The organism is Betaproteobacteria bacterium, from assembly GCA_016720925.1.
Classification (GTDB): Bacteria; Pseudomonadota; Gammaproteobacteria; order Burkholderiales; family Usitatibacteraceae; genus UKL13-2.
Genome location: JADKJR010000003.1, coordinates 453805 through 478622, shown reverse-complemented (window position 1 = coordinate 478622; position 24818 = coordinate 453805). Strand labels below are relative to the sequence as shown.

Here is a 24818-nt window from a genome sequence, read left to right as displayed (position 1 = left end):
TTCGGCATCACCACGGATTCTGCGCGCCACAGCGATTTTCTCGGCGGTGATTTCTATGGCGACATGGACGAACAGTTCATGACCAGCCGCTTCATGCTCAATCTGTCGAACAGCCGGCCCGTCGAGTTCATGACCAGCCGCTGCGCGCATCTCACCGATCACGTCAGCACCAAGACGGCTAGCCAGTTGCGCGTCCAGGCATTCGCCGCGCTGGCCTCCTCGGCTGGGTTTCGACTGATCGATGCCATTGACCCAGAGGGAACGGTCTGCGAAGGGGTCTACCCGATGCTGGGAGATATTTTCGCGGCGATGGAGCCCTACCAACTCTTTCTCGGCGGCGATCCCGTCGAAGATGTGGTGATCTATCTGAGCGACTACTCGAAGATGAGTACCGCGGAGAATGGCGGGGACTATGCCGATCCGTCCGCATTGACCTTGCCGTCGCCGCACCTGACGGCGGCGCGCGGCGCGGTCAGTGCGCTGCGGCGACAGCGAATCCCCGTCGGCGTCATCACCCGCCGGCAACTGGATCGGTTGTGCGACTTTCCGGTGGTGGTATTGCCCGATGCCACGCGAATGTCCGCCGCCGAGGCCGCTGCGTTTACGGCCTACGTCGCCGGCGGCGGCAACCTGTATGTCAGTGGCGCGACGGGCACGTACACGCTCGAAGGCCGAAGCGATGATTTCCTTCTCGGCGAATGTCTCGGCTTGCGCTATGTCCGCGCACTGTCGGCGAACAATCTCTACATGAAACCCGTCAACGAAACGTGGCGCCAGCTGTGTTTGCCGCAGCCGGTTTTATGTCTGCCCGACGGCCTGCACGAAGTGGAAGCGCGTGCGCCGAACCTGGAAATTCTCGGCACCGTGACGCTGCCTTATGGCTATCCACACACCGGTTCGTTGGAAGACACGCACTGGGCCAGCATCCACAGCGCGCCGCCCGATGAGGACACGCAAATGCCGGCGATCACGCGCCGGCGCCATGGCAAAGGCCGCGTCGTCTACGCCGCCGCCGCACTGGAGCGCAGTGACCACCATGTCGCGCGCCGGACGTTTCAGTGGCTGATCAGTGAACTCTTGCCCGATGGCCCGAGCTTCCGCGCGGACACCCATGACCATGTTTGGCTAACGGTATTTCACCAGCCCGCCGAGAAGCGATTCATCCTGCATCTGTTGAACTACCCTGCCGACCTCCCACCGGTACCGATACGAAATGTCTCCATTGAAATCCGCCGCCGCCCGGGCATGACATTTCGCGCAATGGTGCAGTTGCCCGGTGGTGTGCCTTTGACAATCGAGGATGCGGGCGGCGATCACGTCAGAACGACGGTAGCGGAATTGGCGGAATACGCAATGCTCGCCCTGTATTACGACCTCCACTGATCCTTTCAGCGACGGCCCTTCTGATACCGTTTCTCGACAAGGCGTTCGTCACCTCTCGACCGAACCCTCAAACGCGAATCATGAGAGACTGACAACTTGCACTGCGCCGCGCCCGTCATGCGCGCACCTTTATATCCGCATTGTCAGTCCATTCAGGAGACCAGCATGTTCAAGAAATTCCTCATCGCCACCGACGGCTCAATGCTGGCGGAAGACGCGGCCCGCGGTGCGATTGCATTGGCGAAAGCCGCCGGGGCCAGCGTTGTCGGCTTCTTCGCGGCGCCCGCCTACGACCTGCCGATTTACAACGACATGTCGTATGCGCCCGTCATCGCGCCGGAGAGCGACTTCGACAAACACACCGAGGAAATCGCCAGGAAATACCTCGGCGCGCTGGAAGAATTGGCCAAGGCCGCCGGCGTTGAATTCATCGGCCGTACCGCCTCCAGCGATCAACCCGCGCTCGCCATTATCAAGGCCGCGAATAGCGAGCACTGCGACCTGATTTGCATGGGGTCACACGGCCACGGCAGCGTGGCGCAGATGATGCTCGGAAGCGTGGCCACCAAGGTGATGTCGCTGTGCGATATCCCGGTACTGTTGCATCGCACGCGAAAAGTTGTGTAGTGACTCACGTTATGAAGTCTGTCGAGTACATAACCATGAAGTCATTGAAGGTCTGATTTGATAAACCCGACAGGTTACTCAGGCCTCAACGCGTGCATGCAACTGATAAGCGGGTTTCGGCCAGGAGCGGGTTCGTGTACTCCGCCCAATTCACCTGTTACCGGTCATACGAACTTCGTGACTACCGTCAATTAGGCGATAGAGATGACCAAGATCTATGAATTGCGCTCGACCTCGTTGAGTGATGGCAATACTCACTACTGGGGAGCCAAAGACAGCAAAGTAGAGGCGGAGTCTCTGCTCAGAGAAAAAACCACAGGCGACAAGAAGGCATGGGCGGATGAGTATCACGCCCCGCTGGTGGATTGAGAGATCGACACGACAGGAATGTTTGAAATTCAGTCACGGCCCGCACCACGCGAACGGTTCGTGACAAAGTGTGGCGTAATAAAGTCTCCGCTCAATTGGGACACGCTCCACGTTTCCATCTTGGATAGGGCAGGCGAGTCATAGCAGAATATCATCGCAATTACTGGAGCATGTACCGCACGTTTGAGCCATTTCGCCAAGGTTCTAGGATGCTCGCGTTGGTATCGCCGGACCACAGCGACGTCGGTTATGGACTTGGACACGGGCAAGATAATCGCAAGCGAAACGCCACGTTCGGAGGGTTTCTGTCCAGTCGGTTTTTACGTTCCGGATTGGTGGGACATAAACGATGGCTCCACCCTTCCGGGTTCAAAGTATTGGAGTGATGACTGCGAGGAACCGAGAGGGGACTTTGGATTTGTATGGGGTTGCCAGTGGGGGGATGACTCTTCCTGGAAGGTGCAGTTTCTAGATCTGTCGCAAGTTCAACAAGGCAAGATCGTGCGCGACGACAGATTTGGATACGTCGAGTTGGCCACTAACGAGAAGTTGAATCCGAAAGACTTCATTGACTGCCACTTTGACGAAGGCAAGCGGACGGTGGAGTTCTCAATTCTCGCCAGGTTCGATATGGCCACCGGCAAACGCGCGAGCAGAACGAGCTCGAAATGAAACGTAGTGCGCTAATCGAAAGCGGGGATGCGATGGCTTACTATCGCCAAGCAGAAACCTGCCAACACCAGCCGTTCGACCCGAAATCATGATTTAAAGGCCGCTGGTTGAATCAATGATCAACTTTTCAATTGCTTGCTGAAAGGCTCAGCGTATCCCGATGCCGCTAATGGAGTCTGCAGGTCGGTCGTTTATTGAGTGTTGTGAGTGCCGAATTACTGTCGTTTGGCCTGCTGATATTTCCGCAGCACTTGCAGCAGAATTTGCGATCGCCGCGCGCCGTGGATCGCCTGAAGGGATGTGCTTTGCCGAGTCTTAGTTGAGATTGGGTCCGCGTGAGGCAAAGGTGCTTTCGTTGCACGTCACGCGCGGCCGGCCACTGCCATAAATGCGGAAAGCCGGTTGGAAAAGGTGAATCAATTTGCATGTAGGTCTGCGAACATAGACTGGGTAAAAGGATTGGCTTCCTTTGCCAAACATCCTGCATACATATGCCTTTCAATGCCTGGTGACTTTCGGCGAGCAGTGGACCGTTGCTTGCACGTCCAACTGAACTTCATCTCGACGCGCCTGGATCAAGTGGTTTTACTTCTCAATAACCTGCACCATGCATCAAACCGAGATTAGGTTTATTGAGATTGCGAAACGGTGCGCCACTGTGGGCATGCACGCGGCGCAAGCATTCAACAATGAGCAGGCGAAACTTCAACTAGACTGGCATTGTCGCAGGGCCGCCTCGCCACGCTGCACGGTACGAATCAATCTTGGCAGTGCTCGAACAGCTTGTTGTGTTGACGCGCGCACAAGGAAGCATTCAACAAATTGGTAATAGCCACATCTTCCGAGCTCGCGACAGCGTTGGCAGACATGCCAGTGCACTTACGAGAAGAGTACCGCGCAAAGTTCATCGAAACGGTGAACTGGCAACTCAACGCGCAGTCTGGGTCCTACATCAATCGGGAGAAGTGGATAGCTGCGGGTATTTGGGATATGCAAGCTAATTGAATCTCGTCGCCAGACCGCAACGTTCTCCGAAAACGGAGTCGACTTCGCCAACGACGAGGACTTAGTTCACTTTTCGTCTCTGCTGGCAATCATTGAAGAGACTCACAATGTAGAAGTTGCGCAGGAATGAGAGGCTGATTCGTCTCGCCAGTTCAGCCTATGCCTTGGCCTTCGGCCAGCAAAATGATAGACAATGTGCATGTGTGCTCAAACCATCCAACCAGCAGACTGTGTCCGGCAGGCGCAAAACTTGGCTTAAGGTCGATGGACAGCCGTCGGCCAACTGCGGAACTTCGGGTTGATCTTCCAATTCGATCTCGACAGGCTGCCGCCATGACCAGACTTTTCCTACACCGTCGTTAGCCTCACAGAAAGCGCTATCGCTGTTCATGGTCATCCTGAATACCGAGCGCCTAGTGCTGCGCCATCTCGAGCCGGATGACATAGATTCGCTGTACACGTTGTATCGCGATCCCGAGATCCGACAGTACTATCCCGACGGCACTCGAACATTTGAGCAAACCAAGGAAGAGTTGAACTGGTTTCGCCACGGCCATCCGCATCACCCGGAACTGGGCCTCTGGGCAACGATCGATCGAAGCACAGGTGAATTTCTTGGCCGCTGCGGGCTTCTGCCTTGGGACATCGAGGGCAAGTACGAGGTTGAGCTTGCATACATGATCAAGAAGACTCGCTGGCGCGAAGGACTCGCTATCCCGAAGCTGCGCAAGCAATCATCGGGCATGCGCGCGACTCGTTGGGCCTTCGTGTCGACTGATCTGCCCTCGATCGCGCCTGAAACGCAGCGGGTCAGCCTGTCGATGAAGGGGTTGGTATGTCACTTGAGCGCGGAATGGAGCGATGAATTTGGACTTTGTCACATTTACTCTCGTGCCTTGCACCCGCTCCGTGAGGCTTCCAACCCTCAGTATATGGACTCCATTCCAAAACAAGAGAACGATACTTTGTGTCGCAGATACAATGAATCATAACTTCAATTGCTTTGCCGGATTGAGCTATAATTGACAGACCAGTTTCGGCCAACAACGGACCTTCAGCTTGAGCTTCCAGTTGAAACCCCGCACGATGCGCTCTTGAACATACTTTTCTACCGCCTCGTTAGGGCGTCACAACCGGCATCCGGGAGGTACCACGCCCCGTACAGGAGCGTCTCCATGATCAACGGTGTAGCCGCTTGTGTGGTAGTGTTCGCGTTGAGATCGAAGAGCTTTTTGAGAAGGCGCCGGAGGGCGTGCCACCGTACGCAGTGCAGGAAGCAACTGGCATCAACTTCTTGGTGGCGACCAACGTCAGACGAACCGCACTGAAGATCTGTGGGCCGCGAGCGTCAAGTGGTACCCAGTCTTCAGAGAAAGTACAGCGGCTTCTGCTCGGTTTCCGGCTCAAGTTCTTTTCTGAATCCGACCATTGACGGCTAACAGGGACTGGCGTTGCCTTGGGGTGCCCCGACACACGGAACGAACTCAAAATTGCCACACCTTCGTTAAAGACAAGGGACCTACTATGAAATCACTGACGGCGCGCCGCAACTTGAAGAGTACCGAGCTGAGAAGTGCGGTGCCTACTGCCCACTATACGCGCAACACCCAGTCACGCCTAACCCCATCATTCAAGGGGACGCCGGATATAACGCGTGACTTCGGTAAACTAAGCGCAGCGCCCCTTAACGTCGGCGTTAAAGGTCCGTTTCCGAGAAAAACTGAACGGCTGGAGTGGGTCGAGGCTGTGTGAAAACGCTAGGAGAACCGGAATTCGTGCAATTTCAGGGGTCCTCCAACCATTACCCGATTCAAAATAATCGATTGCAGCGCATTCTAGGAGGTCGACTTTTTTCGATGCCGTTTTTCGCTGCGTTTTCACACAGCCTCGGCCGAAAGCAGCCCTCAAAACCAAGTGAAATTGCGTACGACCTTTTTGGTTTCGTAAATTTCCTGCGGCTCGATTTTCAATTGCGCACAGTAAGGTAGGCTGATGAGAAAAAAGCCCGCTAAACGCGGGCTTTTTATGCAGCCAAATGCGAAATCGTTTATTTCCCCTGCCAAGGCGGATTTGCCCGCAGGCTTGCTAAACGTTCTTCCCGCCGGCTTGCCCGAACCGCTCTTGCCGAAGCCGCTGAATCCGGCCGGTTTGCCCGAACTGGGCGAACGTGCACCGAATTTCTTGCTGTCGCCGAAATTACCCGCCGGACGACCGCCGGGACGCGAACCCGGATGCGAAGGCTTGGAGAATACGCGTGCCTTCGGCTCCAGACCGTGGATGGTGGTGACGGGAATCGCCTGCGACGTGAAACGCTCGATCAGCTTTACCTGAAAATGTTCACGCACGTTGGCGAGGCTGATGGCGATGCCGTTCTTGCCGGCGCGACCAGTACGGCCGATGCGATGCACATAGTCTTCGGCCGCTCGCGGCAGGTCGTAATTGATGACGTGCGAAATTCCCTGCACGTCGATGCCGCGCGCCGCGACGTCGGTGGCAACCAGCACTTGCAAACTGCCGCGACGCAAATTCTGCAGCGTACGCGTGCGCGCCCCTGCTTCATGTCGCCATGCAGCGCGGCGACCGAGAAGCCTTTTCATTCAGGTTGCTGGCGAGATCATCGGCCGCGCGCTTGGTGGCCGTGAACACGATGGCCTGGTTCATTTCGGCATCGCGCAACAGGTGATCAAGCAGGCGATTCTTGTGCCCCATGTCGTCGGCGAAATGCAGGCGCTGTTCGATGTTTTCGTGACGCGATTGCTGGCTGTCGATGGAGATGCGCACCGGATCTTTCAGCATCGACGTCGCGAGGCGCACGATATTTTGTTCGAGCGTGGCCGAGAACAGCAGCGTTTGGCGCGTCGCGGGCGTCTGCGCGACGATCGCTTCCAGGTCGTCCTTGAAGCCCATGTCGAGCATGCGGTCGGCTTCGTCGAGCACCAGCAATTGCAGGCGCGTCAGATCGACACGGCCCGATTGCATCTGATCGAGCAGGCGTCCCGGCGTTGCCACCAGAATATCCACGCCGGCCTTCAGCAAACGGTTCTGCACCGGGTACGGCATGCCACCGACGAGCGAAAGCATTTTCACTTTCTTCATCTTGCGGCCATAGGTTTCGGCGGCTTTGGTGACCTGCATCGACAATTCACGCGTCGGCGTCAACACCAGCACGCGCGGACCGCGTCCGGCGACCGGATGCGATTCCATCAACAGCTGCAATGCGGGCAGCATGAATGCCGCCGTTTTGCCGCTGCCGGTTTGCGACGAAACCATCAGGTCGCGTCCAGCAAGAGCCTCGGGCACGGCGCGCGCCTGCACGGGAGTGGGGTCGGTGTAACCCGCGAGGGCAATCGCTTCGCGGATCGGGGCGGCTAAGCCCAGAGTATCAAAATTCATTTTCAGTTTTCCAAGCGCGGACATTCCGGTGCCTGCGCAACGAGAGCAACAAGACAAAAACGGGGCGTCGTCTCGAAAACGGAATCGAGACGGCAATTTAGACCGGAAGGTTCTACGCGAGAACGAATCAGATCAAACGGTGACGCACCAACATCGGCGCCAACCTATTTGCGATTCGTGGGTTCGAGGCGTTACGCCAGGACCGGGGAGAAAAGCGGGGCAGGAGACGATGAACATTTGCGATGCCAACTTCAGTTGCTGCATCGCACAAACCGAACTATACGCGAGACCGGTCAAAACACCTAGCAAATAATTGTTTCTCCAGCACAACGAGGTGAAACGCTAGCATGGACGACGCTTTTGAGACATTTGTGGCTTGGAAGCCGCCACAGTGCTGGAGGTTAATCAATTCAATCCATCAAGTAGTTGGTGGAACCGCACAAAAAGATACCGGCGCGACCCTCGAAACCATTTGGTTCAAGCGCCACGCCGGAAGTGCAGCGGGTGGAGCGGACCTACGCGGGCGGCTCTGACGCCCGCGTTCCGGATAACGAAATTAAACCGCCCGCTGCAATGGTGCCTTCAGCGCCTCGGTCAGGACATCCAGGCTCTCCGACAAATGCGCCTTGCTTTCCTTGTTGCCGATTTGGCCATCGCCACGCGAATCTGCTGCTGCAGTTGCTGCGCGTTGGCACGTTGCAAGCTGCGCGCGTCGGCCGGGGTCGTTGCGGCGGGCTTGATCAGCGTGTTCACCACGCGGCGCAGGTGCTCGCGCTGCAGGTTGCGACGCAGCGGATTGATGTCGCCGCCGGTTTTCAGCTCGCTCCAGATGGCGCCTTGCAGCGTGTCATAGAGTTCCGAGAGCGCGAAGGCCTGTTTGGCATCGGCCATCTTGCTGGGCGCATCGATGATGCGCGCGGCCACGCCATCGGCCATCAACTGATCGAGCGTCGTGCGCTGCAATGCCAACACGGCGCCGCTGATGCTGACATCCGGGTTGACGACCGACGCAAGGCTCGATCCACCGAAGCCGCCAAACCAGCGATCGAACTGATCGGGCACCAGGCGCGAGACGAATTCCGGCTTGAATTTGAAACTCTCGGCACGGAACAGGCCATCGGTGATGAGCTTCAAGGCCAAACGCTGTTTCGCCGCCGGCACCGGATTCAGCGGAGCACGGCCACTGTCGGCGTGATCACGCAAATGCACGACCCCACCGACATACTTGGCGGCAACGCTAGACGCCAGCGCGACCTGGGTGTTCGCACTGAGGAAGTTGCGGCGCAGGACATCGAACTGTTCGCCCGGCTTGATCTTTGCGTTCCTGCAGACGATCCCACAGTTCGCGCGAAAGCAGCATGCGACGTTCAGCGAATGCCAGCGGGTCGGCGCCGAGATCGCGGCGCGTGACTTCCGGGTCCATGCCTTCGACCGTGCCAAGACCGGCATCAATATCGTTGGCAAACGCCAGCAGCGGCTCCTTCGAGCGCGACGCGATCTTTAACAGCTCTTCCTTTTCCGTCGCCGGATTAAGCGGCTTGTACGCGTACTCGATCGCCCAATGGTCATACGGACCAATCGTGGTCATGGCGTACTGGCCCTGTTTCCTGCCCTTGGGGGCAATGTTCAGTGCGTTGTATTCCATCACCGAACCCGAGAGCCCGTTCAGCTTGGTGAACTCGGCATTTTCCATCTGGTCCAGCGTATAGATGGTGGATGCGCGGAAATTGTGGGTGAGCCCCAGCGTGTGGCCGACTTCGTGCGTAACCACGTCCTTCAATTGTTCGAGCACGATCGCTTCCGCTTCCGGGCTATCGGGATCGATGTCACCGCGCGCGGCCAGCAAATCGATGGCGAAACTCGCCTCTTCCATTGCCGCACTTTCGTATTCGCACAATTGCGGCATTTCGCCACGGGCGAGCGACTGCATGATCTCCGCGTCGGAATGCTGATGCGCCTTGACGTGATCGTGGTTGTTGCCCTGTGCCACGCTGGTCAGTTGCTCCACGGCACGGCGTCGCGGCAGGCGCGTCCAGCCGTCGGAAAATGAAATATCGGCGTCGAGGATTTCGCCGGTGCGCCGATCGGTGCGGCTCGGGCCGATGGCCAGCGCGCCTTCACTGGTATCAACGTACCAGCGTACTGACGCATGGCGCGTATCGTTGTTGTCGAACTCGGCGTTGTCTTCCTGCTGTTTGGTCTGGATGGCGTTCTTGAAACCGATCTTTTCGAACGCCTTGTTCCATTCAAGGACACCCTCCGCCACCTTGGCGCGATATTTGTGGGGAATATTCTTGTCGAGCCAGTAGGTAATTGGCTGTACCGGCTCCGACATCGCCGCGTTCGGATCCTTCTTTTCCAGTCTCCAGCGATTGATGATGTAGTGGCGCGGGAACGGCGCGAGATCGTCCGTGTAGTCCCATTGCTGGCCCACGAAATGCCCGACGCGGCTGTCCGCGACGCGTGCGGCCATCGGTTTTTCCGGCAGCTTCGACAGTGTGTAGTAATAGCCGAGGAACATGCTGCGGTTGTCTTCCAGATTGGAAGGCGGCTTCGGTGTCGGCGTCGGTGGAGGCGTCAGCGGCGGTGCAGGCAACTTGGGGATGTTGTAGTGGGCCGTGACATTGAAAGCAGTCAGGTCGTCCGTCGAACGCACATCGACGAAGCCGGAGCTGCGCGCATCGTAAGCGTACGGCAGCCGAAAGGTGGTTTCGAGCTGTGTCGCGGTGCCGGGTATATCGGCGAGGAACAGTGCATTCGCATCAATCAGGACCGATTTTCGTTCCGGGTGCGGTGCGCTCGCCACCGTGGTGACGCTGATCAGACTGTCGGTAAAGCTCTCTTTGACCGAGCGCGCAATGGCGGTTCCGGCCTTGGCCACAAACCGATGGTTCTTGGCAATCAACTGCATGTTGTTGCCCAGCTTCTTGAACTCGGCGATATGGCCGCGCAACATCCAGTTCGGATAGAAACCGCCCTCACCGAGGCCGCGCGTCGAATTGATCTGGAAGAAGAATGGCGTGTCCAACTGTTCCGGCTTGATCTCGATCCAGACCTTGTCATCCTTGCGGTATAGCGTGAAATAGCCCGGAATCTGTTTGGTGTCCTTGATGATCTCGGCGAAAGGTTTCGGCGCGGCCGCATCGGGGCGGGCGGCTGGTCCTGCCGGGCCAGCCGGACCAGCGGGACCAGGGACACCGTTCGGCGCAGGCGGTGTCTGCGCGCCCGCAACGAAAATCGCGCCGGAAGCGAGCAGCGACGAAATCAGGTACGAAATGGTTTTCTTCCGGAACGGTACAGTAATAGCCATGAAACGCCTCTCCTTGTGGTCAAGTCAGGTCGCGTCTGCGTGATCACACAGCGCGGGGTGGGTAGCGCGCTATTTTCAGGCAAATCGCCGGGTCATTTTGTATCAAATTGTGGCCATTGGGGATGACGAGGGACTGATTTGGTTTGTGATGGCATGTCGCGAATGCGATAATCGTTCGTTTTTGCCACGCAACAACTCCATGAGCACCACACTTACCTCTGAAATCAGGCGCAGACGCACGTTTGCCATCATCTCCCACCCGGACGCGGGCAAGACCACGCTGACTGAGAAACTGCTGATGTTCGCCGGCGCGATCCAGATCGCCGGCAGTGTCAAGGCGCGCAAGGCCAGCCGTCACGCCACCTCCGACTGGATGGAAATTGAAAAGCAGCGCGGCATTTCGGTGGCGAGTTCGGTCATGCAGATGGAATACCGGGATTGCGTGGTCAATCTGCTCGACACGCCGGGCCACCAGGATTTCTCCGAGGATACCTATCGCGTGCTGACTGCCGTGGATGCCGCGCTGATGGTGATCGACGCCGCCAAGGGCGTGGAAGCGCAGACGCTGCGATTGATCGAAGTCTGCCGCGCACGCAATACACCGATCCTGACCTTCATCAACAAGATGGACCGCGAAGTCATGCCACCACTCGCGCTGATGGAAGAAGTCGAGCGCGTATTGAACATGGATGTGGTGCCTTTCACCTGGCCGGTCGGCATGGGTAGGCAATTCGGCGGCGTCTATGACATGCGTTTGAACAGCATGCGGGTGTTTCAGGCGGGCGAAGATCGCATGCATGACGACGATGAAATCCTCGATGGCCTGAACAATGCCGTCGCAATCGAGCGCTTTGGCACGGAACACGAGCAGGCCCGCAACGAAATCGGCTTGATCCGCGAGGCGAGCCCGGCGTTTGATCGCGACGCGTTTCTGGCGGCCAAACAATCGCCGCTGTTTTTCGGCTCGGCCGTCAATAATTTTGGCGTGCGCGAAGTGCTCGATGCACTCGTCGACCTGGCACCGCCGCCGGCGCCCCGCGCCGCACTGCAACGCGTGGTGATGCCAGACGAACCGAAGTTCACGGGTGTGTGTTTCAAGATTCAGGCGAACATGGATCCGGCGCACCGCGATCGCATCGCGTTTTTGCGTGTGTGTTCGGGCCGCTTCGAACGCGGTATGAAACTGCGCGTCTGTCGCACCGGCAAGGACATTCGTCCCGGCACGGTGGTGTCATTCCTCTCGCAGCGCCGCGAATTGCTGGAGGAGGCGTATTCGGGCGACATCATCGGCATTCCCAATCACGGCACGCTGCGGCTTGGGGATACGCTAACGGAAGGCGAGGACTTGCAATTCACCGGCTTGCCGTACTTTGCGCCGGAAACGTTTCAGACGGTCGAGTTGAAAGACCCGATGAAAAGCAAACAGCTGCGCACGGGATTGCAGCAACTCGGGGAGGAAGGCGCGATCCAGGTGTTTCGCCCGATCGCCGGCGGCAGCCTGCTGCTCGGCGCGGTCGGCACGCTGCAATTTGAAGTCGTGCTGCATCGCCTGAAGGGTGAATACAACGTTGATGCGCGGCTGGAGCCCTCGCGCTATCGGCTGGCGCGCTGGATTACCTGTGATGACCCGAACATCCTGAAGAAATTCATCGACGCCAACGCCCATCGCGTGGCGCACGATGTGGTGGATGCGCCGGCATTTCTCGCGACCCACGTGGCGGAACTGGAAGTGGTGTCGGAACGCTTTCCCACCGTGCAATTTCATGCGATGCGCGAACATGCGGGGCATGTGTTTCAGGCGCAGATGAAAGGCTGAAACTCTAGCACTGGCGCGGATTTTCAGTCGTTTTCGGCCGGAAAGCCGCGTCAAATGGCGTTTTACACTTCCAGAATTGAGCGAATCTGCTGTTCCAGTGCGGCCGCATCCTCATGCAATACATGCACGCTTGTCGGCTTCGGTCGCGCGATACCGCGAACCGCAAGAGGTTGCAGCAATTCATTGTTCACGGCGGCTGCGTTCTTCAGGCTGAAAAGCACACGGCCTGACGCAAGCTCAACGGAACTCACGTTCGCGCGACCACCGACCGCGGCTAACAATGCCCGGGCAAGAGCAGGATCGACACCGCGTCCGGCGGACGATTCTGGTAGCGGCGAGTATGACGACGGCGCGGGCGCGATGGCGGCCCCTTGCGGCATCGCCGCCATGCGTTTGCGAATATCACCAGCCACCTGATCGGCGATTGGCCCCAGCACCACTTGCAGGCCATTGTCGCCAAGCTTGACCATGCCACGTGAACCCAGTCTGCGTAACGCGGCCTCATCGACCCTGTCGCAGTTGGCAACGATCAGTCAACCGCGTGGTGCAAGCGTCGACATTGCGCAAATTCGCGCGCCGCCGAAAGTGCGGCGATGAAACCATCGGCCTGGTCGTTGCCGCCTTTGACTTCAGTGACAACAGCCGCTTCCTCGTCCACTTCACGCCCCGGTGTTTTCAGGTTGAAGCGCACGATGCAATAGCGGAACAGCCCGTAGTACAACGCGAAGTACACAGCGCCGACGGGAAGCAGCAACCACGGATTGGTCGCGAGTTTGAAATTGAGCACATAGTCAAACAAGCCCGCCGAAAAACCGAAACCGAGCTTGCTGTTCAACAGATGCATGGTGACCATCGACAGCCCGGTGAGCACTGCGTGCACGGCGTACAGAATGGGCGCGAGGAACATGAACGTGAATTCGATCGGCTCCGTCACACCGGTCAGAAATGAAGTCAGCGCCATCGACAGGAGCAGGCCACCGGTCGCCGCGCGCCGCTCCTTCTTGGCGGTGTGATACATCGCCAGGCATGCTGCCGGCAGCCCAAACATCATGACCGGGAAAAAACCGGCCATGAACATGCCGGCCGCCGGATCGCCGGCGAAGAAGCGTTTCAGGTCACCGGTCACACCGTTGAAATCACCGATCAGGAACCAGGCGAGGTTATTAAGGATGTGGTGCAATCCGGTGACGATGAGCAGGCGATTCAGCGCGCCGTAAATAAACAGACCGAATTCGCCGGCGCCGAGTACGCCTCCGACTCACATCCATGCCGTGTTCGAGATACGACCAGCCCATTCCAAAAACCGCGGCTACCACGAGCCCTGCGCAACCCGCCGCAATCGGCACGAAACGCCTGCCACCGAAGAATGCGAGATAACTGGGCAAGCGTATGTCGCTGTAGCGGTTGTACAGCGCGCCGGATATCAGCCCCGAGATGATGCCAATCGGCACACTGAGTTTTGCCAACTGCTTCGCCTTGTGCGCAGCGATGGCGAGGTCGTTGCCCTTGCTACCCACGGCGGCGAGCAATTCGGGCGGAACCTGAATCAGCACCTCCGCGCCCTTGGTAGCGACCAGAAATCCGACGACTGCCGCGAGCCCGGCAGCGCCGTTATTTTCGCGCGCCAACCCTATCGCCACGCCAATGGCGAAGAGGATGCCCAGATTGGAAAAGATGGCATCTCCTGCCGCCGCCACGGGCGCGAGGTTCATCAAGTCCGGTTGCCCCAGGCGCAGCAGCAGACCCGCAACCGGCAAAACGGCAATCGGCAACATCAGCGCGCGGCCGAGTTGCTGGGTCGATTCGATCAGGCTTTTCATTGGACTGCGCTCCCGGAAAATGATGGCGATTGCGCCAGCCAGCGCGCGACAAGTGCGCGCACTGCCGTTGCATCTTTCTGCTCAAGTGCTTCCTGTGCGAGTGTTGCGCACGCTCCGGCGTCGAGGGAGCGGATCACTTGCTTGATGCGCGGGATCATCGCCGGCACGGCGGAGACTTCGTGCACGCCAAGTCCAATCAATATCGGTATCGCGATTGGATCGGAAGCGAGCCCGCCACATACCGCCACTTCTTTGTGCAGCGCGTTGCCGGCATCCGCCGCCGTTTTGATGAGGCGTAATACTGCCGGGTGCAAAGCATCGAGCTTGGCGGCGAGATCGGGATGACCGCGATCCATGGCCAGCGTGTATTGTGAAAGATCGTTGGTGCCGATCGACAGGAAATCGACATCTCGCACGAGTTGATCCGCGAGCAGCGCGGACGCTTATTGTTTCGATCATCACCGACGCGCCGGCAACTCTGTAATGCCCATTTCGTCACGCAGTTCTTCAAGCATTGCGTGGACAATATGCACGTCGGCGAGGTCGGTCACCATCGGCAGCAGGATGCGGCATTGACGACCGGCTGCACCCGCAGAATGGCGCGCAACTGCGTGCGCAACAACTGCGGTTGCCACAGGCTGGTGCGCAGCCCGCGCAAACCCAGCGCCGGATTGTCTTCGCGTGGCAACGGCAAGTACGGAATCGGTTTGTCGCCACCGATGTCTAGAGTGCGGATGGTCAGCGGGCGTTTGCCCAGCGCGTCGGCGATCGCCTGATATTCCCGCGCCTGCTCATTTTTCGTCGGGTGGCTGTCGCCGGTCGTGAAACAGAATTCGGTGCGCAGCAAGCCGCAGCCCTCCGCGCCCTTCGCTATGGCAGGTGCGACCTCCACCAATGCACCGAGATTGGCGTACACCTTTATGCGTTGATGGTCACGTGTGTGAGCGACGTCCATCGCCGCCGCAAGATCGGTCACATGTTGCGCTGCACGGCTGGCAAGATCGCGCTCAATCGCCGCGCGTTCGGCATCGGTCGGTGCGAGGTCGAGGTGACCGTGCTCTGCATTGAGTACCAGCACGCTACCCTCCTCAATACCGAGAATTTGTGGGCCCGCCGCCACCAGCGCGGGAATGCCCATCGCCGCGGCGATGATGGCCACGTGCGAGGTTGGGCCGCCACGCGCCGTACAAATCCCGGCGATGCACGCTGCATCCAGGCTCACCAGTTGTGAGGGCAGCAATTCATCGGCAATAAGGATTGCGCGCGCCGGCAAGAGCCGCGCGTGTCCGGGATGGTTTCCGCTCAATACCCGCAGCACCTGATTTTCCAGGTCGCGTAAATCCGCCACACGCTCGATCATGTGCGCGTCGCCGTCCGCCTGCAGCGCATCGATGACCGACCGCACGGAATGACGCCATGCATATCCGGCGCTTTTGGCGCGTTGAATGTATTCGTCGGCGCGCGCGGCGAGTTCAGGATCCTGGATCAATTCGATATGCGCGGTCAGAATGGTTTGTTGTTCGCCAGTCGCGGCGCTGGCCAATGCCTCAAGATGGACCTTCACTTTGGTGATCGCGTTATCGAGCGCCACTGCCTCGGCTGCAACGCCCGCTCCGATCTCGGAGACGGCGACCTCGGACTGGACGAGATGCGTGGCTTGCCCGATGGCAATTCCGCTGCAGGCAATCACGGCTGAGATGCGCCGAACTTCATCCTGCTGGACGGCATGTTGCCCCGTCACAAGGCGAGGAGCGAAGATGGACGTCACGACAAGCTCAGTACCTCCGACACCCAGCAAGGGTTCAAGCGCCGCGAGCGCGAGGGCGGCATCGGAACCCGTGGCCTTGAGCTCTATGCGATCGCCGCAATGAACTCCCAGCGACATGATGGCGACCGTGCTACGCGCATTACCACTGCGGCCGCGCGCCAAGATGCTGACGCGGGATTCAAACGGCCTCAACGCGGCCGCAATAAGCGCCGCCGGACGCGCATGCAGCCCATGATCAAACGCAATATCGAAAAACCGGCTGATTTCCATTCCTGCCAGCGGCGCGGGCGTATTTGCGCTACCTGCTGCCGCGCCCACTGCGATTTCCATCAGAAAGTCGCCAACTGCCAGCGCACAATTTTCACTGCGGTGACGTATCGCCCCCTCGGATGCGAACAGGATGGGCGTCACCGGGCTTCGGGCATGTCGGGCGATCAGATCGAGGTCAAAGCGAAGCAGCGCTTCCCCTGTACTCACACGCTGCCCGGGTTGCACAAGCATGTCGAAACCTTTGCCGCCAAGTTGTACCGTGTCGATTCCGAGATGCAGCAGGATGTCGTGACCAGAAGATGTGCGCACCGTCAGCGCGTGTTTCGCGCCTGGCATCGGCACTATCTCGCCGTCGCATGGCGCATGCAGGGTATTTCCCGTCGGGTCGATCGCTACTCCGTCCCCTGCCATGCGCTGCGCGAATACGGGGTCGGGAACATCGGCGAGTGACAACGACCAGCCGGACAGAGGTGATTTCAGGATCAGGGTCGTCATTGTCTTCGCGAGTCTAAAGTTTGATATACAGCTTTTTCTTGTCCATTGCATAGCCCACCAGCCAGCATGACAACATGAAAATCAATGCAAACAACAGGGAGCCATTTTTGTCGCCCGCCCACCATTGGAAGCCCTTCTTGTAGATCCAGTCGAAGACAGCCATGTCACCAATGTGCGCAAGCCAGAAAACCGACATCACGATTTCAGCCAGCAGGTAAATGAATAGCGTGTTCTTGCCAAACACCTCGAAAAAGTAGGTTCCGCTGCGAATCGAGCGCATATCGATTGCGTAGGTAAGCACGGCCAGGACACACAGGTCGATGCCAATCGTGCAGAGCACATATGAACTGGTCCACAGCTTCTTGTTCAGCGGAAATACGCTACTCCAGAGCAAGGCGATGAGAACGAAGGCCGCGCCAGCCATCATGAGTTTGGCGATAGTCTCGTAGTTCTGCCCTTTTTCGATAACAAAACGTCCAGCCAGGTAGCCCGCGATGACATTCACGATGGAAGGAAGCGTGCCCAGAATGCCCTCGGGGTCAAAGGGAATTCCCTCGCCCTGGTACATGTGAGATTCGCCCAGCACCAGCTTGTCGAACTTCAATGCCGCGTTGCCCTTCAACGAGTAGTCGCCGAAGGCATACATGATCCACCAGTACCCGAGCAAGGCAACAATGCTAAAGACAATAGCGCCCTGCCGCTTCCCGTATTGAAGTATCAACGAAGCGAAGAAATACGCCAGTGCAATGCGCTGCAACACCCCGAGAATGCGGGTCTTTTCGATGGGCAACATCGCAAAGTGGCCGGTCTTGTCAATCTCAAAAATGGAAACCAGTACAGCAAATATCCGCACAGAAAAATCAATGCCGCGCGCGTGAAGATTTTTTTCAACGCCGCCGGATTGCCCAAGGCCTGATACTTCCCCAGCGTAAAACTCAGCGCTGTCCCGACCACGAACAGGAAGGTGGGAAAGACCACATCGGTAAGCGTCAGGCCGTTCCAGACAGCATGCAGCAGGGGGCCGTATGAGAGCGTGTCACTGATGGACATGTTGACGATGATCATCAGCGCAAGCGTCATGCCGCGCAGGACATCGATAGCCCGGGAACGGTTCTCCAGAGGCTTCATTTCGGCTGCAACCGGGTCATTCAGTCTTCAATGCATTCAGAATGGCACTTTCGACAAGCGGGTTCATGACTTTGTAGCCGGCCCCATTCGGGTGTACGCCATCGCCCGAATATTCCCGCTTCAGGCCCATTTTTTCATCCACCATGGGCGAATAGTAATCGACGTAAACAAAGCCGTTACGATCAGAATATTCCTTGATCCATTTGTTTAGTGCGGTGATCGCTGCCGCCGGTTTGATTTCGGGAATCCAATAAAAGGCTGCCGCCGGCAGCACCGACGAGAGGATCACTTTGATGCCGTTCGCCTTGGCGAGCTCCGCCATTGACGCAATGTTGCCCTCGATCATCTCGACACTTGCAGGGCCGGTATTGCCCGCAACGTCATTGGTGCCCGCCAAGATGACGACCACTTTCGGCTTCAGATTGATCACATCGGGCCTGAAGCGGACGAGCATTTGCGGCGTGGTTTGGCCGCTGATGCCACGATTGATATACGACTTGTTCGCGAAAAGATCCGAGGTCTTCTTGTCCCAGAATTCCGTAATGGAATCACCCATGAAAACAACGCGATTTTCATGCTTCGCCGGCGGACCCAGTGCGGCATTCTTGCCCGCATACGCGGCAAGATTCGGCCAGTCCTGGCTGGTGTTGTTGCCATCGGCGGCTAACGCCTGACCAACGTGCATGGCCGCGAGGATAATGCCCACCCAGACTCTTGATGATCTCATGTTTCCCGATTACCTTTGCGTTGAAGGATTCCGCGGTTGCAAGCAATGTTACGGGCGACGTTCACGCCGTTATTGAAGACAAGAGCCCCTGCGGCTTTCACCTTCAGGGGCTCAACTGTTACGCCAATGCCTAGAACTTGTAGGTCGCGCCCAGCAGGTACCGGCGACCGTACTCGTTGTACCGCTCCGGCATCATCCGCATCGGCGTGGATGTGCTGGAGTCGTCCTGAAGGCTGGTGCGATATGGCGTATTGGTCAGATTATTGATCTGAAACAAGACCGACAAACCCTTGAGCGGTCCACTCTCAAAAGCGTAGCCCAATTGCACGTCCGTGATCCGCTCGGCTTCAATGGCAGCCAGCGAATTATCAATCCATACACCGCGCACCTCGGCGATGTATTTGGACCGGTAACGTTGGCCAACACGGGCCGACAGACCATGTTTCTCATAGTAGAGCGTGATGCTGTTCACGTCGCCCGACAGACCTTCGATGGTGCGCTTCAGGTCCTTCTTGCCGTCGTTGGCATGCCCCGGAAGGTTGCTATGGTTGTGTGAAGCCGTCAGCACCGCGCCGAAACCGTCGAGCAAACTGTTTACCAGCCCGAAATCCAATGCCGCGCTCGCCTCCGCGCCCTCGATATAGCCGCCCTGGCCATTGATCGGGGCGCTCAACGTGCCGATGTTGTTGTTGATAGGCGTAATCCCGGTGGTGTTCGGGAAGCCCGTGAAGTCGAAGTTGAAGGTGTCAACGTAAATCGAGGTCTTCAGGTCTTTACGGAACCCCGCAAGCGAGACATAGCTGCGTTTGCTGAGGTATTTTTCCACTGAAAGATCGTAAGCCGTGGCGCGCCAAGGCTTGCGGAACGGATTGCCGCCGCTGCCCGACCACTTGCCGATATTGGCACCGGAGGTTGCCGGCTGCGCGGTAAACCCTGCTCGCATGTCTTCCAGATTCGGACGCGCCAGAGTCTCCGCGACACCGAGTCGCACATACGTGTTCGAATCCAGTTCGCCCGCGAGATTCAGGCTCGGCAACACATCGGTATAACTCTTGCTGAAGGAGATCGTCGAGGCTTTGGCCGCTACGGGATCCCAGACCTGACCAGTCGAACTCTGCTTCGTTTGCACGACCTGCAGACCGATGTTGCCGCGTACCGGTATGCCAATGTTGAAATCCAGGCCCAGCTTGCCGTAGGCGGTGGTCACCTTTTCAGTCACACCCCAAATGCGGCCCGGTGCTGAAGACTCGTTGACCGGACCAGAGTTATACACGCCACTGCCAAAGGCTTTCATCAAGTCCCAGCTTGTGAGGCTGGGGAGACCGACGAAACTCAGGTTGGTCGGGGACAGCAGCGCGCCTGCCGGGATTGGCGCGCAGACGTCCTGGCTGTTTACGCAGCTAACGCCGTTCTTCAGTGCATAGATGGTCTGCGAGCGAGCCGTATCCTTGCTGCGATCGGTATAGTTCACCCCACCATCGAAGTTGTTCACAGGCCCCAGGTCCAGGCCACGCCTGGCGGACAGGCGCAATGTCTTCATCTCATCGTTAACCGTAATAGGCGATAGCGAACCCGCCGAGCCGACACCGTTGAGACTGCCCCAATCCTTGATGCCGCGCAATTGCAGAACTCCGCCGGCGCTGTAATTCAACTGCGGCGTGTATTGTGAAAATCCGGAGCCCGTCTGGGCGCTGAAGTTACTGAATCCGGTCATTGTCGTGGCCGACGCCGTTGCCTCGGCAACCACCTCGTCGCGCTCGGCCTTTGAGTAGCTCAGGTCCGCCATGGCTTTCCAGTCGCCGAACCTGAGTTCGTTGTTCCAACCCACTGCAAACACTTTGTCGTCACGCTGCGTCAGGCGACTCAGTACGAACGGGTCCACATTCGATATGGAACCGCCGATTACGATGGTATCGTTGTCTATCTTGGTTGTCCTGATGCCGCTGTAGATCGGGCCTCCCGAGGCCAATTCGCCCGGCGTACCATTGCCACTCCAATCGGGCATCAGGTTTGCCTGATATTCCATTCCCCGGGAATTCTGGCTGAACTTGGAATAGTACAGGTCGAGCTGGCTGTGCAAATCGTTGTTTGGCTTGTATTCGAATACGGCCATGACACCATCGCGTTTGTTTTCGATATTCCGGACGCCCGCGTCGAAGCCTTGCAACGTGGCTGGCGCCTTGGCCGGATCGGCATTCTCGAGCCCGCGAAAGGCACCGTACCAGATCGCCGAATTACCCCACCACCAATGGTCGAAGTACTTTTCCTGGTTCGGGCTATCCAGGTGCGCAAAGCCGAGCGCAACGCCAATGGTATTGTTGGCAAACTGGTCGATGTACGAAAGACTGATTCGGTTGCCCTTGTCGCTGGTGCCGGGCACCACCGCTCCGTTGGCGTTTTTTTCGCCGCGAATGCCAAGGTTGAGCTGCCGTCCCCGCAAATCCAGCGGACTCACGGTTTTCATATTTACGGTACCGGACAGTCCCTGCGCACCAAGTGCAGCATCAGGCGTCTTGTACACGGTCGCACTATTGATCAGTTCAGCCGGAAACTGGTCGTATTCGACCGAGCGGTTGTCACCGGTACTGACCATTTCGCGGCCGTTGAGCAGCGTCACGCCAAATTTCGGTGCAAGGCCTCGAATTGAGATCACCTGATCGCGACCATTGACGCGCTGCGCGGTGAGACCCGGCAGACGTGCCAACGCCTCGGCGATACTGGTTTCGGGCAGCTTCCCGATATCTTCGGAAGAAACCGCCTCAACGATCGAGTCCGAATTACGCTTGGTGGCGATCGAGCTTTCGATACTGGCACGAAGGCCGGTAACGACCACTGGCGCCAACTCCTGGACCTGCTGGGCGAACGCGACGCCCGCCGGCAGCAGCAGTGTTGAACAGGCGATGGCAATAGGAGTCAGCCTGGGCAACGTCACATACCGACCTGGTTTTTTGCCGCTTTCATTCATTGGTTTCTTCATTTGCTAGTCCCTCCGATCAAAGTTGTTGTGCAAATCTGCGTGCTGCGGTGAATTTACATTTCCCAAAAAAGTTTCTGTAACCAAAAACTGAATCTGTTTGCTGCTTCACAAGTCGGCCCCGCTCGTTTCAGCGATTGTCGACACGCGATGATTTTCCTTGCCTGCCGTTTCGATCAGACGCGGCAACCTGAACGACACCGCGCGCCACGATTGGGCCGGTCACGATCGGACTGGCTGCACTCGGCTCACTCCCATCCGTCGTATAACGCAATGTGAAGCCGGGCAATTGATGGTTGACCAACACACGACCATCAACACGCTTGAGGCCGGGTGTCGGAATTCGGTACTGGATACCCGCGTGCTCGGCGTCCAGTCTCGGCAAGACGCGCTTGCCAATCTGATTGACGAAACTCGACCATGCGGCAGCGTGCAACTGCGCAGCCTTGACACCATCTGCTTCTTGCGCCCACGCCGGATCCGGTGCCCATGCGCGCTCCGCCAGTCCCAACATTCGTGGCATGAGCAGATAGTCAATGCGTGCCGGGTCGCGCATGGTCTCAGAAAACAGCGTCCCCTCGATTCCGCGAATGTTTCGCTGTCCGTAGTCCGTCAGCCCGTCTTTTCCTGGTGTGCGAGTGGGATCGGCTGCCGCTTTCCTGATGTAATCGAGAGGAACGAAATCGTAAACCGTATCGAGGTCAACGTAGGCCGCCCAGTTCACGCCAGGCTCGTCGGGATTTTTGTTATGCGCCATGTCAAAGTACAGATTGGTTGCCGGCGCTAATACAACTCTATAGCCGGCATTGGCAAGGCGATAGGCCAAATCTTCTGCGCCGTCGAGGTTGTTCCAGACAAACAAGTTAAAGCCTCGCTGGTTGAAGACCGGATTCGGAATCAGCTTGTCTTGGCTGCGCAACTTCACTTTACGCGCGCCCAACTCTTCCCACCCTGAAGCATACAAGCCATGCTTGCGCAGGATCTTGTCGACACGGGCATAGAAGTAATCCCACAACTCCGTCGTGGAGGCCAGCTTCATTTGCTTCATCAGCGCCTGACTGGCGGGCGATTTTTCCCACGCCCCGTTGGGCAGTTCGTCGCCCCCCACGTGGATGGTATTTAGCGGAACGCCCGCCTGCTTGTGAAGTGCAACGACTTCGGATACGACACGCTCAATGAACGCATAGGTCGATGGCATGCCGGGATTGATCACGTTGTCTGTATACAGCTGCGCTGACCTGTATTTCGACTGATCATCCAAGTCATTCAGGAGATATTGACGTGCGTCGCGACGTCCGATTTTCACAAGCTGTCGATAGCGGCCTTCCATGGCTTTTACCGCCGCGCGCGCATGCCCTGGCATCTCGATTTCCGGGATTACCTCGATCTGGCGCGCCTGCGCGTACTTCACAATCTCGATGTAGTCGGCGCGGCTATAAAATCCGCTGCCGTGTGGATCGTGTACGTCCGGTCCCGAACCGTAGGCGGGCGGCAAATACTTTGTCGGATCCAGCGTGTGCCCGCGCCTGGCGCCAATGGACGTTAGCTCAGGGATACCTTTGATCTCAAGCCGCCAGCCCTCATCGTCCGTCAGATGAAAATGGAATTTGTTGAGCTTGTAGCGAGCCATCAGATCAAGCAACCTGAACACCGTCTCCTTCGGATGGAAACTACGCGCAACATCGAGAAGCAAGCCGCGATATTCAAAGCGCGGCGCGTCGCTTATGAACAAAGCAGGCAGCGAGACGCCCTTTTCCGGTTGAGGCTGAAGCGGCAGGATGTCGCGAAGCGACTGCAAGCCGCGCGCAATACCCGCGGCAGAGTTGCCGTTAAGCGCAATGCCTGCAACGGGGTCGATCCGCAGTTCATACGCTTCGGGCGACAATTGCCCGGCAATCGGGGCAATGGCCATGCGAAGTGGTGGGACCACGGCACTGATTCGTCCCGGTGCAAAGTAGGGCTTGAGTAACGCGTTGGCGAACGCCATTTCGCCGCGCAATGCCGGTGCGCCAATAACAACCGGCATAGCCGGCCAGTGCAATGCGCCCGCCTGCCGCTCAAAATGGCGAGGCGTCGGAAAAACAGGGGGCAGCGCGTGCTCTTGCATATCGACAATGGATTCGTTGCGCCTGAAGATATCTTCCGCAGTAACGACAGGCACGCGCCCTTTCGATTCCATGTCAAGCCGCTCAGGACGAGTCATGGGCACAATCTGGTAGTCCGCAATGGCCCGTCCGACCTCCGGTGAATCGTCAAATACCAGATACGGTCCCTGAGGCGCCTTGTCCGTCTTGACCATTATTTCCGGGTGTAAATAGGTGAGCCGTATCGTCTGATCAGCATCGAGCCCCTTGAATGCCATGGTCGGGCGCATGCGGAATAACGTGCCGCTGACCTGCTCAAACTGACGGGGCTCTCCGCCTCGCCCAGTTCAACGCCAGCGACACAGGTGAAGTAGATTGCCCATCCCTTTGCGGGAAGCGGATTGCGGTCAAGATTGGTCAGCGTCAGCACCGCCTGCGACCGACCATCGGGTGCCTGAGGCGTAAATACATTGCGTTCCACTTCCCACCGCAGCCGCAATAATGCACGCGGCGATTCCTGCACCCCGGCCGCGTCCGCCGGAAGCATTGCAAAGGCCATCGGCAAGGCAAGAATTGCCATCACGGCCACGCGCCAGCGCCGCATCACCATGCCCCTGCGTGCAGATTTCCAGGAATCGGATTCCTCATGTCTGACCGGCACCAAAGCGTGAATTGAGTGAGCGGGCGGTGGCATGCTTGCAAGCCCAAATGCAGACGCCTGCAGCGGCGATCGCATCTTCGCCCGGCTCTGTTGGTGTCTGTTTGAACTCCATGACTACCCTCCCCTTTTGGCCGTCGACCATCAATGCGGTCTGTTGTCGCCGACTTTCCTGACCGTCCGCTCTAACTTGAAAACGGGTCACAGCGATCCTGTCGATAACCAACACCGGCAAAACCAATGTCATGCCAATATACTACCACTGCATGCCAATATGCTACCACTTCATCAAATTAAATGTTATCCTGTTGCCAGAATA

General features: G+C 57.8%; 13 protein-coding genes and 4 pseudogenes. 6 read left to right on the top strand and 11 right to left on the bottom strand.

The window, feature by feature from the left end; translation table 11 throughout:
• The 5 genes from IPP88_06260 to IPP88_06240 all read left to right on the top strand — a co-directional run.
• The coding region (locus tag IPP88_06260; GenBank protein ID MBL0122336.1) for a hypothetical protein at positions 1-1383 on the top strand (1383 nt) is incomplete at its 5' end.
• 165 nt (positions 1384-1548) lie between these two features.
• Entirely contained in the window at positions 1549-2010 is a 462-nt protein-coding gene (locus IPP88_06255; GenBank protein MBL0122335.1) for a universal stress protein, read from the top strand.
• Between the two features lie 204 nt (positions 2011-2214).
• Positions 2215-2379, top strand: a complete 165-nt coding sequence (locus IPP88_06250) for a hypothetical protein (GenBank protein ID MBL0122334.1) — start codon at positions 2215-2217, stop codon at positions 2377-2379.
• Between the two features lie 501 nt (positions 2380-2880).
• Positions 2881-3051 (top strand): hypothetical protein, encoded by a 171-nt coding sequence (locus IPP88_06245; protein MBL0122333.1) that lies wholly within the window; start codon positions 2881-2883, stop codon positions 3049-3051.
• A 1394-nt stretch (positions 3052-4445) separates the two neighbouring features.
• Positions 4446-5048: a GNAT family N-acetyltransferase gene (locus IPP88_06240; protein MBL0122332.1), complete on the top strand. Its 603-nt coding sequence runs from the start codon at positions 4446-4448 to the stop codon at positions 5046-5048.
• Positions 5049-5960: 912 nt separating this feature from the next.
• Here the strand turns inward: IPP88_06240 and IPP88_06235 are convergent.
• The 3 genes and pseudogenes from IPP88_06235 to IPP88_06225 all read right to left on the bottom strand — a co-directional run bounded on the left by IPP88_06235 (position 5961) and on the right by IPP88_06225 (position 10759).
• Positions 5961-7449: pseudogene (locus IPP88_06235) on the bottom strand (DEAD/DEAH box helicase).
• 594 nt (positions 7450-8043) lie between these two features.
• Positions 8044-8658 (bottom strand): zinc-dependent metalloprotease, encoded by a 615-nt coding sequence (locus IPP88_06230; protein MBL0122331.1) that lies wholly within the window; start codon positions 8656-8658, stop codon positions 8044-8046.
• Between the two features lie 28 nt (positions 8659-8686).
• Complete coding sequence (locus IPP88_06225; protein ID MBL0122330.1) at positions 8687-10759, bottom strand: zinc-dependent metalloprotease; 2073 nt, start codon at positions 10757-10759, stop codon at positions 8687-8689.
• A 199-nt stretch (positions 10760-10958) separates the two neighbouring features.
• Here IPP88_06225 and IPP88_06220 point away from each other — a divergent pair, with 199 nt between their 5' ends.
• Positions 10959-12575 carry a peptide chain release factor 3 gene (locus tag IPP88_06220; GenBank protein MBL0122329.1) on the top strand — a complete coding sequence of 539 codons (1617 nt, stop codon included), beginning with the start codon at positions 10959-10961 and terminating at the stop codon, positions 12573-12575.
• Between the two features lie 62 nt (positions 12576-12637).
• Here the strand turns inward: IPP88_06220 and IPP88_06215 are convergent.
• The 8 genes and pseudogenes from IPP88_06215 to IPP88_06180 all read right to left on the bottom strand — a co-directional run bounded on the left by IPP88_06215 (position 12638) and on the right by IPP88_06180 (position 24746).
• Positions 12638-14395, bottom strand: a pseudogene (locus IPP88_06215) (PTS transporter subunit EIIC).
• Positions 14392-14811, bottom strand: coding sequence for a hypothetical protein (locus IPP88_06210; protein ID MBL0122328.1), 420 nt, complete (start codon positions 14809-14811; stop codon positions 14392-14394). The pseudogene IPP88_06215 and the gene IPP88_06210 overlap by 4 nt, the downstream one beginning before the upstream one ends.
• 131 nt (positions 14812-14942) lie before the next feature.
• Entirely contained in the window at positions 14943-16928 is a 1986-nt protein-coding gene (locus tag IPP88_06205) for an HPr family phosphocarrier protein (protein ID MBL0122327.1), read from the bottom strand.
• A 13-nt stretch (positions 16929-16941) separates the two neighbouring features.
• Positions 16942-18056: pseudogene (locus tag IPP88_06200) on the bottom strand (DUF1624 domain-containing protein).
• Between the two features lie 16 nt (positions 18057-18072).
• Entirely contained in the window at positions 18073-18741 is a 669-nt protein-coding gene (locus tag IPP88_06195; GenBank protein MBL0122326.1) for an SGNH/GDSL hydrolase family protein, read from the bottom strand.
• A 172-nt stretch (positions 18742-18913) separates the two neighbouring features.
• Positions 18914-21760: a TonB-dependent receptor gene (locus tag IPP88_06190; GenBank protein ID MBL0122325.1), complete on the bottom strand. Its 2847-nt coding sequence runs from the start codon at positions 21758-21760 to the stop codon at positions 18914-18916.
• A 127-nt stretch (positions 21761-21887) separates the two neighbouring features.
• Positions 21888-24451, bottom strand: a pseudogene (locus IPP88_06185) (carbohydate-binding domain-containing protein).
• A 34-nt stretch (positions 24452-24485) separates the two neighbouring features.
• Positions 24486-24746 (bottom strand): hypothetical protein, encoded by a 261-nt coding sequence (locus IPP88_06180; GenBank protein MBL0122324.1) that lies wholly within the window; start codon positions 24744-24746, stop codon positions 24486-24488.
• Positions 24747-24818: the final 72 nt, after the last annotated feature.